The sequence below is a fragment of the Streptomyces sp. NBC_01116 genome (genome assembly GCF_041435495.1).
Classification (GTDB): domain Bacteria; phylum Actinomycetota; class Actinomycetes; order Streptomycetales; family Streptomycetaceae; genus Streptomyces.
This window is the reverse complement of record NZ_CP108644.1, coordinates 4,369,203-4,386,172: the sequence shown is the minus strand read 5'-3', so window position 1 is coordinate 4,386,172 and position 16,970 is coordinate 4,369,203. Positions and strand designations below refer to the sequence as shown.

Sequence of the window (16,970 nt, the reverse complement as noted above, 5' to 3'; positions counted from 1 at the left end):
GGCCCATGGCGCTGACCGGGAACCAGGTGGATCTGTTCGAGGCTTCCATGCCCCGGCTGAAGGCCATCGCCTACCGCCTCCTCGGCTCCGCGAGCGATGCCGAGGACGCCGTCCAGGACACGTTCCTGCGCTGGCAGTCCGCCGACCTCGACCGCATCGTGGTCCCCGAGGCCTGGCTGACGAAGGTCCTCACCAACCTCTGCCTCAACCAGCTCACCTCGGCGCGCGCCCGCCGCGAGACCTACGTGGGCCAGTGGCTGCCCGAACCGCTGCTCGCCGGGGACCCGATGCTCGGCCCCGCCGACACCGCCGAACAGCGCGAATCGGTCTCGTACGCGGTCCTCGTCCTCATGGAGCGCCTCTCCCCCGACGAGCGGGTGGTGTACGTGCTGCGGGAGGCGTTCGCGTATCCGCACGGGAAGATCGCGGAGATCCTCGACACCACGGAGTCCGCGAGCCAGCAGCTGTTCCACCGCGCCAAGAAGCACATCGCGGCGGGCCGGACCCGGACCGAGATCGACGAGGCCGCCGCCCGGCGGATCGTCGAGGAGTTCCTCACGGCCGCCACCAGCGGCCGGACCGAACCGCTCGTCCGGCTGCTCACCGCGGACGCCGTCGCGATCGGCGACGGCGGCGGAAAGGTACCGGCCCGCACCAGGCCGTTCGAGGGCGCCCTGGCCGTCGCGAAGTTCATGCGGAGCCTGTTCACCCCCAACCAGGCGGCCCGCAACCTCCTCGGCGGCACGGCGGAGGTCCACGTCTCGTACGCCAACGGGCTGCCCGCGCTCGTGGTCACCGTCGAAGGCCGGGTCATCGGGGTCCTGTGCCTGGAGATCACGGCGGACGGCATCGCCGCGTTCCGCAACCAGGCCAACCCCGACAAGCTCGACCGCGCGACGCGCCAGTGGGCGGCGACGAACCACGGAGAACCGGCCCTCCGCATCACCTAAGCCTGCGTGACGCGCATCACACCACTCTCCTGTCAGGAATCGACGGGCTGCCCGGTTCAAGGGGCGAAACCGCGCGAGACAGGAGTGCAGGACATGCAGCAGAACATCCAGCAGCACCGCGTCGTCGTCATCGGAGCCGGCTACACCGGAGCGAGTGCGGCCGGACGCCTCGCCAGGCGTCTGCGCAGCGAGGACGTCTCCATCACCCTCGTCAACGCCGAACCGGACTTCGTCGAACGCGTCCGGCTGCACCAGCTCGCGGTGGGCCAGGACCTCCGCCCCCGCCCCTTCGACGAGATGTTCGCCGGTACGGGCGTCCGGCTGAAGCTCGCGAAGGTCACCGCGGTCGACGTCGACCGCAGAACGATCTCGGTCACCGACGCGAACGGCGCCGGGGAGCGGGAGGACCTGGAGTACGACACCCTCGTGTACGCCCTCGGCAGCGCCTGGAACACCCAGGACGTCCCCGGCACCACGGAACACGCCCACGAGATCGCCGGCCGCACCGGAGCCCTGCGCCTGCGCGAGCGCCTGGCCGCCCTCGCCCCCGGCGCGCCCGTGGTCGTCGTCGTCGGCGGCGGCCTCACCGGCGTGGAGGCCGCGACGGAGCTGGCCGAGACCCGCCCGGACCTGGACGTCTCCCTGGCCGCCCGGGGAGCACTGGGCGACTGGCTCTCCCCCAAGGGGGCCGGACACCTGCGGAAGGTCTTCACCAGGCTGCGGATCACCGCCCACGAACACGCCGAGGTCACCGCCGTGCACGCCGACCGGGTCACCACCACCGAGGGCGACATCCCGGCCGCGGTCACGATCTGGACGACGGGCTTCGCGGTCCACCCGATCGCCCGGGCCACGGCCCTGGAGACCGCCGACAACGGCCAGATCGTGGTCGACTCCACCATGCGCTCGACCTCGCACCCGGACGTGTACGCGATCGGCGACGCGGCCCTGGTCGCGGGCCCCGGCGGCAAGCCGCTGCGCATGTCGTGCGCCTCGGGCGTCCCCACCGCCTGGCAGGCCGCCGACGCCATCGCGGCCCGCCTGACCGGCGCCGAACTCCCGACGATCTCGGCCCGCTACTTCAACCAGTGCGTCTCCCTGGGCCGCAAGGAGGGCCTGATCCAGTACGTCACCGCCGACGACCGAGCCGTCAGCGCGGCCCTGACCGGCCGCGTGGCCGCCCTCTACAAGGAACTGGTCTGCAAGGGCGCGGCCTGGGGCGTCGCGAACCCGACGATGGGGCTGCCGACCCGCCGCCGCCGGGTCACGGCGGACCGGACGCGGGCGACCGCCACAGCCTCCTGAGGTTCCAGCCCAGGATCGCCCTGAGCCGCTCCACGTCCTCAGGGCCCTGGGCTCCTCTCTTGGGAACCACGGCGATTCCGGCCGAACGCCCACCGCCGAGCAGTACGAAGAAGCGGGCGGTCTCCAGATACTCCCGGTGCATCGCCCACGCGACGGTGAAGGACACCCGCTCACCGGTACTGACCGCGCCGCTCTCATGGGCCACCATGCGGCACTGTCCGTACGGCTCCACGATGCTGAACGTCCTGCGGGCCTGGGTGCGCAGGGCGCCCCAGGACACGACGGCCGCGCAGACCACGAGCCCGCCGAACAGCACGGGCGCCGACAGACCGACGACCACCCCGAAGACCGCCAGAGCGCCGACGGACGCCACCGGCACCGCGAACGCCTGGAACCGCCCCGCCCCGGTCCGCAACGCGCGCGCACGAAGCGCCTCTTCGAAGTAGTCGGCGGTCGCCCGGTAGACGAACTCCACGCTCCCCACCCGGTCCGCGTCCGCCGCGAACGCGTCCCCGCCCTTGGTCTGCATGGCCGGGATCCCAGCGAGGGACGGCGAACGCCCACGCCGCCACCCGCACGCGGGGAAGGGCCCGGAACACCGAGCGAGAACGCGAGAAGCCCCTTGGCGTGTGCAAGGGGCGGTTGCCGTGGTCGAGGTACCGCGACTGCTGTACTGCTGCCGCGCTATTGCGCCGACTTGGCGGCCCTGCCGTTCCGGCGGTCCATCCCGCGGTAGATCACCCAGAGGCTGACCAGAACGAGCACCGCTCCACCGATGGGCCAACCCAGGGAGCCCCCATCCCGGTACTCCAGAATGCCGGTCGCAAGAATGAGGACCGAAACGGACAACCCCACCCAGTCGAGGGCCCTGTCGAATCTCTCGAACACCGAAGGCTGATTCACAGCTCGATCCTGGCCGACGCCTGCGCCCTCCACCAGCCCTGAGCCCACCACGTGTCCGGAGGTTCATCCCCCGTTCACGCCCCGTCCTCGCCCGAACTTCGAAGGCCCCCGACAGCAGCGACACGGCCGACCACGAGCCGCGGCCGACCCCCTGCGACACGGTTGCCGCACTCCGCCGCCGTACGGGCAACGCGAGAGGCCCCCAGGATTTCTCCTGGGGGCCTCTGGCCTGCTGTGCACTCGGCAGGATTCGAACCTGCAACCTTCTGATCCGTAGTCAGATGCTCTATCCGTTAAGCTACGAGTGCTTGGCGTTCCGGGCTTTTTTCTCCCCGGTCGGCGTTGCGAGAACAACATTACATGACCTGCGCCGTGACGCGAAATCCATTGGCCGCACCGCTGCCGACCTGCGGAAACGGCCCCCCGAGGCCCGCCTTGGCCACCCTCCCGAACCAGCCACGAACCGGCTCCGGCGCCCCCTCCGCGCCCCCGCGCGCTCCGGAACGGCCGAAGCCCCGTGCCAGGGGCACGGGGCTTCGGGGTGGAGCGGAGGCGGAGGGATTTGAACCCTCGATGGGCTTTAAGACCCAAACCGCATTAGCAGTGCGGCGCCATAGACCGGACTAGGCGACGCCTCCTCCACACACCTCGCGCGGACGCGAGTGGTGCGTGCAGATGATGACACAGTCGAGCGTCGTGCCACCAATCGCCGCCAACGTTACTAGGCCCCCGGGTGCCAGGGCAAAGCAGTTCGGCGTGGTGCCGCAACGTCCGGGCGTGGCGCGCGTTAGAGAGGGGTGGGGGCCCCGGTCTCCGTCAGTCGTCCTGTCGTCGTCGCCCTCAGCCGTCCGTCAGCCGTGGCGCCCGGACGGGTCGGTGATCACCCGTGACCGCCGCCCGTGGCCGACCCCGCCGCAGAGATCCTGGAGCTTCCGCATGATGCGCCGTCTCGCCCTCACCGCCGTCGTCTCGCTCGCCGCGCTGGCCACCGCCGTACCGGCGTCCATCGCCACCGCCTCCGGCCCCGTGTCCTCCGGTCCGACGCCCGCCGCAGTGCCCACCTCCGGGCCGTTCGCCGCCGCCCGGCCGGCCCTCGGGCCGCTGCCCATGCCCATCCCGCTGCCCGGGTTCCTGGGGGGCGGCGACGGGAAGGACGCGGGTGGGGCGAGCGAGGTGCTGACGCGGCTCACCGTGTCCGTCGAGAACACCGGGGTCGCCGGGGCCGACGGCACCTTCGAGCTGGAGTGCGGGCCCACCGGGGGCAGTCACCCGCGGGGGCAGGCGGCCTGTGACCGGCTGGCGGAGGCCGGCGCCACCCGGGCCGGGCGGCAGGAGCTGTTCCGGCCGACCCCCGAGGGCACGATGTGCACGATGATCCACGGCGGCGACGCCACCGCGCGCATCGTGGGCACCTGGGAGGGACGGGCCGTGGACACCACCGCGAGCCGCCGCGACGGATGCGAGATCGCGCGCTGGAACAGCCTCGTGCCGGTGCTCCCGGATGTTCGATAGGCCGGCGGCCACGGCGTAAAAGCGTTTGCCTCCGCGTATCCGCCGCAGATGGCTCCGGGGCCCCGCGCGCCCCGAAGGGGCCGGGCTCGTCGCGCGTCCGCGCACGTCACAGGGTGCGCGGACGCTCACGACATGGGCCCGCGGCATACACGGCGCGCACAGAACCTTGGTGAGAGCTCCCCCTCATCCGCCGCCCCCGGGGCCTCCCCTGCCCTTAGACTCCTCCAGTGACAGTCTGCGGCCCGAGGGGCAAGATGGGGCCCGCTGTCGGCAAGGTGCGGTAATCAGGGAGGAAGCGTCGTCGTGAGCAGCAGGCCATCCCGAGGCACTGCTCGCCTCGCAGCCATACTCGATGCCCTTCCTGACGGGCTTCTGCTCGTCAATTGCAACGGCACGGTCGTCAACGCCAACGCCATCGCCCTCGAAATGTTCGAGACCCCGGGCACCGCGCTCGTCGGTCGCGGACTGCTCGATCTGCTGCCGGAGTTCGACTCCAAGCTGATCCCGGGTTCGATGCGCCGGCCCGAGGCTGCGGACGAGCAGGGCAGGACCAAGCCGACGCGGATGACCGCGCGGCGCACCGACGGCCACGAGTACCCGGTCGAGGTCACCAGCGCGAGCCTCGACAGCGGGCAGGCCGCGTACAACGACATCCACTCCAGCTACACCGGTGACGAGCTGCTCATGCTCGTCGTGCGGGACCTCTCCGGCACCGTCGACACCGAGGCGGAGCTGGCCCGTTCGCAGCGGCAGACCGAGATGATCCTGCGGGCCGCCTCCGAGGGCGTCGTCGGCACGGACACCGAAGGGCGCGTCGTCCTCGTCAACCCGGCCGCCGCGCAGATCCTCGGCTTCCGGGCCAGTGACCTCGGCGGCCAGGAGCTGCATCCGCTGATCCTGCACTCACGGGCGGAGGGCGAGCCGTTCCCGTACGAGGACTCCCCGCTCGCCGACACCCTCAAGTCCGGGCGCAAGCACCGGGTGCGCGGGCAGGTGCTGTGGTCCAAGAGCGGCGCGCAGGTGCCGGTGGACCTCACGACCGCGCCGGTACGGGACGGGGACCAGCTCGTCGGCGCGGTGATGACGTTCACCGACCGCCGGCCGTACGAGGAGTTGTCGGCGCAGCACGAGAGCGTCGTCGCCGAGCTGACCACGAGCCACTCCGCCGAGGTCGCCGCGCTCAAGGAGGCGCACGCGGCCGAACTGGAGGCGCTGAAGGAGGCCCACGCCGCCGAACTCGCCGACCGCAGCGAGCGGTACGCCGCCGAGATCGAGGGTCAGGCCGAGCTGCTCGCCTCCCTGGGCGCCCAGCACTCCCAGCTCACCGCCGTCCTCGGCGGTTCGCTGCGCGGGCCCCTGGAGGAGCTGCGCGGCGAGCTGTCCACGCTCGCCTCCGACCCGGCCGGGCAGCTGTGGCCCGAGGCCAACCAGATCCTGCACCATCTCGCCGCCGGGTACGCCCGGATGACCACGCTCGTCGACAACGTGCTGGGGTACCAGCGCCTGGACGCGGGGGCGGAGGGGCTGCACAAGGCCCCGGCGATGGTGGACGGCATCGTCACGGGCGGTATCGACGGGGCGGTCGAGCTGATCGGGCCCGGGCGCGCCCAGTTCGCCGTGCACGCCCCGCCGATCGAGGCCGAGGTCGACGCGCCCCGGCTCGCGACCGCCATCGCCCACCTCGTCGCGGATGTCTGCGGCGTCGATTCGACCGGCAAGACCCGGGCCGTGCCCGGGGGCGGCTATGTCGACTCCACCGTGGTCGTGGCCGCCGCCCAGCGCGGTGACGTCGTACGGATCGAGGTGCGCGGCCCGTTCGCCGGGGGCGACCCGGTGCACGGGCCGATCGTGCGCGGCATCGTCCGGGCGCACGGCGGGGTCCTCCAAACGCACGAGATGCCGGGCATGAGCGGCAGCGCGTACGTGCTCGACCTGCCCATCGGCACCGCGTCCGGCACGATCGCGCCCCCGGAGACGGACGGCAACGCCCTGCTGCCGGAGCCTCCCCCTGTCGCCTCCTCGCCCGAAGGGCTGGGAGCGCCGGGCGTCACCAGTGGCGGCCGGCGCCGGGCGCGCAGGTCCTCCACCGACGCGTTCCTGGGCAGCCCCGGCGGTACGCCGGAGAGCGTCGGCGACAACGCGGTCGGTGTCGCCGCTCCCGCTCCCGATGACCGTCCGGCCGCCGAGCCGACCGGGCGGCGGCGGGCGCGCCGTGGACCGGCCGCGCCCGAGGAGCAGCAGGCCCCCGAGCTGATCCCGGCCCAGCAGGGCGAGGGTTCCGGGCGTCGGCGCGGCCGTCCCAGCCCGGCCGAGGCGGCCCCGGGCACGGTTCCGGCGGACGCCGGGCCCGCCGTACGCGAACAGCCCCAGCCGCCGCAGCGGGGGGCGCTGGCCCTGACCTCCGCCCCGTCCGCGGCGCCCGGCGCTCCTTCCGAGGGGTCGGTCGTCACCGCGGCCGAGAACGCCCAGGGCGGCGGTCGCCCGCAGCTCGGGCAGACCGTGCCGCCGCAGGGCGTCCCGGTGGACCCGCAGCAGCCCGTACCGCCCACCGGACGGCGGGCCCGTCGCGAGGGCGAGCCCGCCCGCCCCGCCCTGCCCGCCCTCGCCTCCGGAAGCAACGGCAACAGCGGCAACAGCGGCACCGAAGGCGATGGCGGTCACCCCGGTCCGGAGCAGTCCCAGCAGCCCGGGGGACGGCGGGCCCGGCGTGCGCTGGCCGCCGCGCAGGAACGCACCGCTGCCGAGGCCGGGCCGCGTACCGCCTTCGCGCTGCCCCCGGCCGACGCGGACCGGGCGCCGCTCGCTCCCGACGCCCCGGCGGCCCCCGGCGACGGGGCGGGCACGCACCACGCGCGTACCGCACCGGAGGCCGGTCACCCGCCTCCGCAGGCGCACCCCGTCGCCCCGACGCACACCGGCCCGCAGACGGACGGGACCTCCGGGCAGGGCTTCCCGGCCGCGCCCGAATCGGGCCACGCGCCCCACGCCCCCGGAGCGGTGTCCCCCGCCCCCGGGGCTCCCGGCCCGCACGAGGGCGGCGTACCGCAGGTTCCGGGCAGCCCGGCGCCGGACCTCGTACCGTGGGGCGACACCGGGCAGAACGTCCCCTCCGACACCGGGCAGAGCCCCCGCCCCGACGCCGGGCCGAGCGTTCGTCCCGGCACCGGGCGGACCGCCCACACCACCGGCGTCGCGGCCGTCGCCGATCCGGTGGCGCACCCGGCCGACGGTGACGCGAGCGCCCCGGGCGCACGGCGGCAGCCCCTGCCGGCCGAGGAGCCGATGCCGGACGGCAGCAACCCCGACTCGACGCAGGGGAGGGCCTTCAGCGTGCGGACGCTGGGCCAGGGCGTGCCGTTCGCCCAGCACCTCGCGCATCAGCAGAACCAGCCGCACCAGAGCCTCGGCGGGGCCGGCCGGCGCCGCAAGCTCGCCGCGCCGCCGGAGGACGACCGCGCCGCGGCCCGGACCGCCGACGACCGGCCGGGTCCGGCGCAGCCGACGGGCCCCGGGCAGGCGGCCGGACCGCAGCAGAACCAGACCCGCACCCATCCGCAGGACCAGGGCCAGGGCCACGGGCCGGACCAGGGCCCGGTCGAGGCGCAGGAGTCCGGCCGTGCCGGTCAGCCCGGTCAGCCCGGTCAGCCGCTGCACGGTGGGCCCGGTGCCGCCTACGGCGAGGGGCAACTGCTCGCGCCGCCGGTCGCGGAGGGGCGCGCGTACGCCATAGGGGCGCCCGACGAGGGCGCCGAGGGTCCCGAGCCGCTGGACGGGCCCGGGGGCGCGGTCGAGGTCGCCAACCGGCCGCACCCGCACCCGGTCGACGACGAGCTGCCGCCCGAGCCGCTGGACAACCCGCGTCGGCTGCTGGTCTGGCCCGCACCCGACGTACCGACCCAGCAGGCGCTCAGCGACCGGGGTTACCGCCCGGTGATCGTGAACTCCCGCGAGGAGGTCGACGCCCAGATCGCCGCGTTCCCCGCAGCGCTCTTCGTCGACCCGCTGACCGGCCCCATCACCCGTACCGCGTTGCAGTCGCTGCGCCAGGCGGCCGTAGCGGCCGAGGTCCCGGTGCTGGTCACCGCCGGTCTGGGGCAGGCGACCCGGGAGGCGGCGTACGGCGCCGACCCGGCCGTCCTGCTCAAGGCGCTGGCCCCCCGCGACAGCGAACAGCATCCCTCGCGGGTGCTCCTGATCGAGGAGCACGAGGAGATCGCGGTGGCGCTGACGCAGACCCTGGAGCGGCGCGGGATGCAGGTGGCGCGTGCCTCGACGGACAGCGAGGCCGTCGACCTGGCGGGCCGGATGCGGCCGAACCTCGTGGTGATGGACCTGATGCAGGTACGCCGCCGGCGCGCGGGAATCATCGACTGGCTGCGGGCCAACGGGCAGCTGAACCGCACTCCGCTGGTCGTCTACACCTCGGCCGGGATGGACCGGGCAGAACTGCCGCGGCTCGCATCGGGTGAGACCGTCCTCTTCCTCGCGGAGCGGTCGACCAGCGACGAGGTCCAGTCGCGGATCGTCGACCTGCTGGCGAAGATCGGCACCAACTAGACGGACGCGGGAAGCAGAACAGGGTGGGGCGGTACGGGGCACGGGGACGGGTGTCCCGTACCGCCCGTCCCGCCCCGCCCTGTTTCACGTGAAACAGAAGAGGAACCGAAGCCTCAGAGCTGGGTGACGTCCAGCTCGCCTTCCGCGTACTGCTTGCGGATCACCTTCTTGTCGAACTTGCCGACGCTCGTCTTCGGTACGGCGGCGATCACCGACCAGCGCTCCGGCAGCTGCCACTTGGCGATGCCCGACTCCGCGAGGAACTCCTTCAGCGCCTCGTAGTCGGTTCCGGTGACGCCTTCCTTGAGCACCACCGTCGCGAGCGGCCGCTCGCCCCACTTCTCGTCCGGCACGGCGACGACGGCCGCCTCCGCGACATCCGGGTGGGCCATCAGCGCGTTCTCCAGCTCGACGCTGGAGATCCACTCGCCGCCCGACTTGATGACGTCCTTGGCCCGGTCGGTGAGGGTGAGGTAGCCGTCCGCGCTGATCACACCGACGTCGCCGGTCTTCAGCCAGCCGTCCTCGCTGAACTTGTCCTCGGGGCGCAGGTGCTCGCCGTCGGCGCCGCCGTAGTAGGCGGCGGCGATCCACGGGCCCCTGACCTCCAGCTCACCGGCCGACTCACCGTCCCACGGAAGGTGCTCGCCGCCGGGACCGACCAGCCGCGCCTCGACCCCGGCCGGGAAGCGGCCCTGGGTGACCCGGTACGGCCACTCCTCCTCGGCGGTCAGGCCGGCGGGCGGGTGGGCCATGGTGCCGAGCGGCGAGGTCTCCGTCATGCCCCAGGCGTGGCAGAGCCGGACGCCGAGCTTGTCGTACGCCTCCATCAGGGAGGGCGGACAGGCCGCGCCGCCGATGGTCACGTTGGCCATGGAGGTGAGGTCGCGCGGGTTGGCGGTGACCTCGGCGAGCAGTCCCTGCCAGATGGTGGGAACAGCGGCGGCGTGCGTCGGGCGCTCGCTCTCGATCATGTCGGCGAGCGGAGCGGGCTGCAGGAAGCGGTCCGGCATGAGCATGTTGACGCCGCTCATGAACGCGGAGTGCGGCAGCCCCCAGGCGTTCACATGGAACTGGGGCACGACGACGAGCGTGGTGTCCTTCTCGGTCAGCCCCATCGACTCGGTCATGTTGACCTGCATCGAGTGCAGGTAGATCGAGCGGTGCGAGTAGACGACGCCCTTGGGGTCGCCCGTGGTGCCGGAGGTGTAGCACATGGCCGCGGCCTGGCGTTCGTCCAGCTCCGGCCAGTCGTACGTGGTGGGGCGGCCCGCGATCAGTTCCTCGTACTCGTGCACGCGCGGCGTGACGCCGGCGAGGCCGGAGCGGTCGCCGGGGCCGGACACCACCACGTGCTCGATGCTCGGCAGGTGGGGCAGCAGCGGCACGAGGAGCGGCAGCAGCGAGCCGTTGACGATCACCACCTTGTCGTCCGCGTGGTTGACGATCCAGGCGAGCTGCTCGGGCGGCAGCCGGAGGTTGAGGGTGTGGAGCACCGCGCCCATGGAGGGAATGGCGAGGTAGGCCTCGACGTGGGCGGAGTTGTTCCACATGAGCGTCGCGACCCTCTGGTCGCCGTCGACGCCCAGCTCGTCGCGCAGCGCGTTGGCCAGCCGGGTGGCGCGTGCGCCGATCTCGGCGAAGGTGACACGGTGCGGCTCGGGTTCGCCGGTCCAGGTCGTGACCTGCGACTTCCCATGAATCGTCATCCCGTGGTGCAGGATGCGGGTGACAGTCAGCGGTACGTCCTGCATGGTGCTCAGCACGGCGTCCTCCCGGTAGGCGCTACGCGGCAGTAAGGTTCCGCTGATTCTGCGCACATACCAAGCGGTATGTCACTACTCGCGCGAAAATATCTGTCGGGGACACCTGCCGGGAACCCCTGCTCGGATCCAGGTCAGGACCAGGTCAGGGCCTCCTGAGGGAGCGTGCCGGGCCATCCGGATCAGCGGACAGGCGTCAGCTCCGGGTCCTCGCGGAGCTTGCCGAGGGCGCGGGAGACGGCGCTCTTGACCGTACCGATCGACACGCCGAGCACCTCCGCCGTCTGGGCCTCGCTCAGGTCCTCGTAATAGCGCAGGACGACCATCGCGCGCTGGCGGTCCGGGAGCTTGAGCACCGCGCGCCACATCGCGTCGTGCAACGACTGCTGCTCGGCCGGGTCGGGCGCCGGAAAGGCCTCCCGCTCGGGCAGTTCCTCGCACGCGAACTCGTCGACCTTGCGCTTGCGCCACTGCGAGGTGCGGGTGTTGAGCAGCGCCCGCCGGACATAGCCGTCCAGCGCGCGGTGGTCCTCGATCCGCTCCCAGGCGACGTACGTCTTGGCGAGCGCGGTCTGCAGCAGGTCCTCGGCGTCGCACGGGTTCGCGGTGAGCGAGCGCGCGGTGCGCAGCAGGACCGGCCCCCGGGCCCGTACGTACGAGGAGAACGACGCGTAGGGCGCGTGGGGGTGGCCGGCGGCGGTGGCAGAGGCCGCCCTGGAGGCGCCCGTGCAGACTGGCGTGGTCATGTACTCAACGCTAGGAGCGGGCACCGCCGAGGGGATCGCCCCCAGGTCCCGAAGGCTCGTCCGCCTCAGGTTGTAGGGGGTGTGCACCCTGCACCTCCTGAAGGTGGACGGGCCTCCGCCCGGCCGTAGGGGTCCACCCCCGAGAGCCTCCGGGCACGGGCCTCGCCGCTCAGCCGTCCGCGCCGATGACCAGGCCCGACGTCGGGACGCCCGTACCGGCCGTGACCAGCGACCTCGCCGCCCCGGCCACCTGGTTCACCGAAGTCCCCCGGATCTGCCGGACGGCCTCCGCGATGCCGTTCATCCCGTGGAGGTACGCCTCCCCCAGCTGACCCCCATGGGTGTTCAGGGGCAGGGCGTCGGCCGCGACGAAGGCCCCGCCCTCGCCGGGCCCGCAGAAACCGAACTCCTCCAGCTGCATCAGGACGAACGGTGTGAAGTGGTCGTACAGGATGCCCACGTCGATGTCGGCCGGGGACAGCCCGGAGCTGCGCCAGAGCTGCCGGGCGACCACGGCGGTCTCCGGCAGGCCCGTCAGCCCGTCCCGGTAGAAGCTCGTCATCTGCTCCTGCGACCGGCCCGCGCCCTGGGCCGCCGCGACGACGACGGCGGGCGGCCGGGGCAGGTCGCGGGCGCGCTCCACACTGGTGACGACGAGGGCCTGACCGCCGTCCGTCTCCTGACAGCAGTCCAGCAGACGCAGCGGCTCCACGATCCAGCGGGAGGCGGCGTGGTCGGCGAGCGTGATCGGCTTCCCGTGGAAGTACGCCGCCGGGTTCCGCGCCGCGTGGCGCCGGTCGACCACCGCCACGTGCCCGAAGACCTCCGGCTCCAGGCCGTACGTGTGCAGGTAGCGCTGGGCCGCCATCGCCACCCAGGAGGCCGGGGTGAGCAGCCCGTACGGCAGGTTCCAGCCGAGCGCCGCCCCCTCGGCCGTCGGCTCGCGGCGCTGGACGCCGGAGCCGAAGCGGCGGCCCGAGCGCTCGTTGAAGGCCCGGTAGCAGACGACGACGTCCGCGATCCCGCTCGCCACCGCGAGCGCGGCCTGCTGCACGGTGGCGCACGCCGCGCCGCCGCCGTAGTGGATCCGGGAGAAGAACGACAGCTCGCCGATGCCGGCCGCCTGGGCGACGGTGATCTCGGGGCTGGTGTCCATGGTGAAGGTGACGAGTCCGTCCACGTCGGCGGGGGTGAGGCCCGCGTCGTCGAGGGCGGCGCGGACGGCCTCGACGGCCAGCTTCAGCTCGCTGCGGCCGGAGTCCTTGGAGAACTCGGTGGCCCCGATGCCGACGATCGCGGCCTTCCCGCCGAGCGAGTCGGCCCTGCGGATGCTCATGTTCCGGACCCTTCGTCGTCCGGGGCCGGGAGGGCCACGGTGACCGTGCCGGTGACGTGGCGGCCGATGCCGTTGTCACCGGTGACGGCGATCGTCGCGAGTGCGGGCCCCGCGCCGGTCAGCTCCGTGACCCGTCCGGTCAACCGCAGCACGTCTCCCGGGTGGTTGGGGGCGCCGAGGCGGATCGCGACCTTGCAAAGGACGGCGGCCGGGCCGAAGTGGTCGGTGATGTAGCGACCGACGAGCCCGTTGGTGGTGAGGATGTTCATGAAGATGTCGGGGGAGCCCTTCTCCCTGGCCAGGTCCGGGTCGTGGTGCACGTCCTGGTAGTCGCGCGAGGCGATGGCCCCGGCGACGATCAGGGTCCGGGTCAGGGGGATGTCCAGGGGCGGCAGCTCGTCGCCGACGCGGTGGGCGGATGTCACGACGCGTCCTCCTGACGGCCGGCGGCCAACAACAGGCCCAGCTCTTCCAGGACTTCGCTGCCGCAGCCGAGATACGCGTCGAGCTGGCGGCCCCAGAGGAAGTGCCGGTGGACCGGGTGGTCGAGGTCGGCGCCGGTGCCGCCGTGCAGGTGCTGGACCGCGTGGACGACCCGCTTGCCCGCCTCCGAGGCCCACCAGGCGGCGGTCAGCGCCGCTGCCCCGTACTCCCGCCCGTCGTCCCGCCGCCAGGCCGCCTCGTACGCGGTGACCCGGATGGCCTCGGTGTCCATGTGGGCGTCGGCGGCACGGAGCAGGACGCCCTGGTTGGTGGAGAGCGGACGCCCGAACTGCTCACGGGTGACGGTGTGCTGGACCGCTCGGGCCAGTGAGCCCGCGCACACCCCGGCCTGGAGTCCGGCGAACGCGGTACGGGCCGTGGCGAGGACGGCCGCGTACGCCTCCGGCCCGTCCCCCAGACGCTCCCCGCGCACACCGTCGAGAACCAGCCGACCCGCCGACCAGGGCGCGGTCGTCTCCACCGGCACCACCGCCACGCCCGGCGCGCCGGCCCCGACGATCCACAGGGCACGGTCGTCGTCCGCCACGAGCACCCGGGTGGCGTCGCGCAGCCAGGGCACCCAGGGCACGGCCCCGTACAGGGCGCCGCCCGAGGTGTGTACGCCGCCCCGCGCCGGGAAGGCGCCCGTCGACACCTCCGTACCGTCGCGCAGACCGGGGAGCAGGCGCTCGCGCTGTTCCGGTGTCCCGTGCCCGGCGACCGCGAGCAGCCCGTACACACAGGTGGCCGCGAACGGGACCTGGGCGGTGGTCCGGCCCTGTTCCTCCAGGAGCAGGACGAGGCCGAGCAGCCCGATGTCCTCGACCGCGCCGGGCAGTCCGGCCGCGCACAGCTCCTTCCACAGCTCCGCGTCGGTGCCGGTGCCGGCCGCCGTCAGCCGCTCGTGCGTGGACAGGTCGTCGAAGATGCGCGCTGCCAGTCCCTGTGCGGCGGACTGCTCCTCGCTCGGGGTGAACTCCATCTCAACCGCCTTCGCTCGCCCGGAAGACCGGTAGTTCCAGGTCGGGGTCCGCGACGAGGAACTCCAGGTGTACGGGCATGCCGACGCGGACCTTGTCGTACGGCACACCGATCACGTTGCTGACGATGCGGACGCCCTCGGCCAGCTCGATGAGCGCGACGGCGTACGGTCCGCCCTCGCCGGACGGGCCGAAGGCGGGGAACGGCGGGTGGTGCATCACGACATGGCTGAAGACCGTTCCCTCCCCGCCCGCCCGGACCGTGTCCCACTCCGCGCAGCCGCAGGCGTTGCATCCGGGCAGCCAGGGCAGGCGCAGGGTCGCGCAGCCGGTGCAGCGCTGGATGAGGAGCCGGTGTTCGGCGACTCCCGCCCAGAATCCGGCGTTGTCGCGATTGATCACGGGCCGGGGGCGCTGCGGAGGGGCGACGGGCCTCTCCCGCCGTGCGGGGCGGTACTTGAGGATGCGGAAGCGGTGCGTTCCGGCGGGTTCGCCCTCGGCGCGGACGTCCGTGCGGGTGGTGACGAAATAGCCGGTGCCGAGCTTGGTCGTCTTGCGCCGGGAGACGGACTCGATGACCGTGTCGAAGGTGATCCGGTCGCCGGGACGCAGCGGCCGCGCGTACTCCTGCTCGCAGTCGGTCGCGACGACGGAGGTGTAGCCGCCGCCGTCGAGCAGGGCGAACATCTCGTCGTACGCCGCGGAGCGCCCCGTGCCGTCCGTGTGCCCGGAGAGCCCGCCCATCGTCCACGCCTGGAGCATCGTGGGCGGGGCGACGGCGTCCGGGCCCCGGTAGGCGGCCGAGGTGTCGCCCATCGCCTCGCACCAGTGCCGGATCATGGGCTCGTTGACCGGGTCCTTGCCGCTTCCCCCGGCGGCGGCGGCGCGGCCTTCGTAGGCGGCGAGCCGCTCGAACAGCAGGTCCCGGCCGTCGGGCTCCCGGGGGCCGCCGTCGGACCCCTTGCCGTCAGGCTCCCGGCTGTCCTGCTCCCGGCTGCCGTCCAGCCGTCGGCCGCCACCAGGCCACCCGTCGTGGTGCTGCCGGCCGCCGTCACCCTGCCTGCCGTCACGCTCACGCCCGCTCATCGCTTGCCCCGGGCCATCCCGAGCCGGGCCGTCGCGACGATCTCCCGCTGCACCTCGCCGACGCCGCCTCCGAAGGTGTTGATCTGCGCCGCGCGGTTCATCCGCTCCAGCTCACCGCCGGGCCCGAAGCAGCCGGGAGAACCGCCCCGGAGCAGGGCGGCGTCGCCGACGGCCTCCTGGCACATCCGGTAGACCTCGACGGCGCTCTCGGTGCCCGCGAACTTCACCCCGCTGGCCTCTCCGGGTGCGGGTGCTCCGGCGCCGACGGCGTCGACCAGCCGCCAGTTCAGCAGGCGCGTCGCCGCAAGACGGGCGTACGCCTCCGCGAGCCGGGCGCGCACCCACGGCTCGTCGATCCGGCGCCTCCCGGTCACGGGGTCGGAGGTACGGGCATGGGCCAGGGCCTCCTCGTAGAAGTCCTCGGCCTGCATGCCGATCGCGGCCAGGGCGACGCGTTCGTGGTTGAGCTGACTGGTGATCAGCCGCCAGCCCTGGTTCTCCGCGCCGACGAGGTTCGTGGCCGGGACGCGTACGCCGTCGTAGTAGGTGGCGGTGGTGGTGACCCCGCCCACCGTCCGGATCGGCGTCCAGGAGAAGCCGGGGCAGTCCGTGGGCACCAGGATGATCGAGATGCCGCGGTGCTTGGGGGCCTCGGGGTCCGTACGGCAGGCGAGCCAGATCCAGTCCGCCTGCTGGGCGTTGCTGGTGAAGATCTTCTGGCCGTCGATGACCCAGTCGTCGCCGTCCCGCACGGCACGGGTCCGCAGCGCCGCCAGGTCCGTACCGGCCCCGGGCTCGCTGTAGCCGATCGCGAGGACGAGGTCGCCGGTGAGGATGCGGGGCAGGAAGTACGCCTTCTGCTCCTCGGTCCCGTACGCCATCAGGGTCGGGCCGACGGTGTTGAGCGTGACCATGGAGACCGGGGCGCCGGCCCGGTACGCCTCGTCGAAGAAGACGAACTGCTCGTCGGGGCCCCGGCCCCGGCCGCCGTACTCCTCGGGCCAGCCGAGGCCGAGCAGACCGTCGGCGCCGATCCGGCGGAGCAGCCGCCGCTGTTCGCCCGCGTCCGGCCCGGCGTCCCCGCCGCCCCGGCCCTTCTCCGCGCCCGTATCTCCGTCCGTCGCGGCGGGCATCAGCGCGCGGAAATACGCACGGAGTTCGGCGCGGAGCCGCTGCTGGCGTTCCGTCGGAGCGAGATGCACGGAGGGGCCTCCAGAGCTGCGGATACGGAAAAGCCGGAGCGCTCCCGTCCGGCGACCGGCGTACCCGGCGACCGGTGGCCCGCGTTCCGACGTTTCTGACTGTCCGTCAGATATGGACCCCTGTCAAGACGGCGGCAGCCCGCACGA

The 16,970-nt window shown here is 73.2% G+C and carries 12 protein-coding genes and 2 tRNA genes; 4 read left to right on the top strand and 10 right to left on the bottom strand.

Going from position 1 to position 16,970, the window contains the following annotated elements; all coding sequences use genetic code 11:
• The first annotated feature begins 5 nt into the window (after positions 1–5).
• Entirely contained in the window at positions 6–950 is a 945-nt protein-coding gene (gene sigJ, locus OG245_RS19095; protein WP_371624707.1) for an RNA polymerase sigma factor SigJ, read from the top strand.
• A gap of 93 nt (positions 951–1,043) precedes the next feature.
• Positions 1,044–2,255 (top strand): NAD(P)/FAD-dependent oxidoreductase, encoded by a 1,212-nt coding sequence (locus OG245_RS19090; protein ID WP_371624706.1) that lies wholly within the window; start codon positions 1,044–1,046, stop codon positions 2,253–2,255.
• Here the strand turns inward: OG245_RS19090 and OG245_RS19085 are convergent.
• The 3 genes from OG245_RS19085 to OG245_RS19075 all read right to left on the bottom strand — a co-directional run bounded on the left by OG245_RS19085 (position 2,215) and on the right by OG245_RS19075 (position 3,796).
• On the bottom strand, positions 2,215–2,784 hold the full coding sequence (locus OG245_RS19085; protein ID WP_371624705.1) for a hypothetical protein: 570 nt from the start codon (positions 2,782–2,784) through the stop codon (positions 2,215–2,217). The two genes, OG245_RS19090 and OG245_RS19085, sit on opposite strands and share 41 nt — an antisense overlap.
• Before the next feature lie 609 nt (positions 2,785–3,393).
• Positions 3,394–3,466 (bottom strand) — tRNA-Arg (locus OG245_RS19080).
• A 239-nt stretch (positions 3,467–3,705) separates the two neighbouring features.
• Positions 3,706–3,796, bottom strand: a tRNA-Ser gene (locus tag OG245_RS19075).
• A gap of 298 nt (positions 3,797–4,094) precedes the next feature.
• Here OG245_RS19075 and OG245_RS19070 point away from each other — a divergent pair.
• Complete coding sequence (locus OG245_RS19070; RefSeq protein ID WP_371624704.1) at positions 4,095–4,670, top strand: SSI family serine proteinase inhibitor; 576 nt, start codon at positions 4,095–4,097, stop codon at positions 4,668–4,670.
• 303 nt (positions 4,671–4,973) lie between these two features.
• A complete protein-coding gene (locus OG245_RS19065) occupies positions 4,974–9,227 on the top strand; it encodes a PAS domain-containing protein (protein ID WP_371624703.1) in 4,254 nt (1,417 codons plus the stop codon).
• A 113-nt stretch (positions 9,228–9,340) separates the two neighbouring features.
• Here OG245_RS19065 and OG245_RS19060 read toward each other — a convergent pair whose 3' ends face one another.
• From OG245_RS19060 to OG245_RS19030, 7 genes are all read right to left on the bottom strand, one after another.
• Entirely contained in the window at positions 9,341–10,993 is a 1,653-nt protein-coding gene (locus tag OG245_RS19060) for a long-chain fatty acid--CoA ligase (protein ID WP_371624702.1), read from the bottom strand.
• Between the two features lie 179 nt (positions 10,994–11,172).
• A complete protein-coding gene (locus OG245_RS19055; RefSeq protein ID WP_012380021.1) occupies positions 11,173–11,736 on the bottom strand; it encodes a SigE family RNA polymerase sigma factor in 564 nt (187 codons plus the stop codon).
• Positions 11,737–11,905: 169 nt separating this feature from the next.
• Complete coding sequence (locus tag OG245_RS19050) at positions 11,906–13,072, bottom strand: lipid-transfer protein (protein ID WP_371624701.1); 1,167 nt, start codon at positions 13,070–13,072, stop codon at positions 11,906–11,908.
• Positions 13,069–13,497, bottom strand: a complete 429-nt coding sequence (locus OG245_RS19045; protein WP_371624700.1) for a MaoC family dehydratase — start codon at positions 13,495–13,497, stop codon at positions 13,069–13,071. Before OG245_RS19045 ends, OG245_RS19050 begins: the two co-directional genes overlap by 4 nt.
• Positions 13,494–14,537 (bottom strand): acyl-CoA dehydrogenase family protein, encoded by a 1,044-nt coding sequence (locus tag OG245_RS19040; RefSeq protein WP_371624699.1) that lies wholly within the window; start codon positions 14,535–14,537, stop codon positions 13,494–13,496. The genes OG245_RS19045 and OG245_RS19040 overlap by 4 nt, the downstream gene beginning before the upstream one ends.
• A gap of 1 nt (position 14,538) precedes the next feature.
• Entirely contained in the window at positions 14,539–15,621 is a 1,083-nt protein-coding gene (locus OG245_RS19035) for a bifunctional MaoC family dehydratase N-terminal/OB-fold nucleic acid binding domain-containing protein (RefSeq protein ID WP_371624698.1), read from the bottom strand.
• Positions 15,618–16,823 carry an acyl-CoA dehydrogenase family protein gene (locus OG245_RS19030; RefSeq protein ID WP_371624697.1) on the bottom strand — a complete coding sequence of 402 codons (1,206 nt, stop codon included), beginning with the start codon at positions 16,821–16,823 and terminating at the stop codon, positions 15,618–15,620. The genes OG245_RS19035 and OG245_RS19030 overlap by 4 nt, the downstream gene beginning before the upstream one ends.
• Positions 16,824–16,970: the final 147 nt, after the last annotated feature.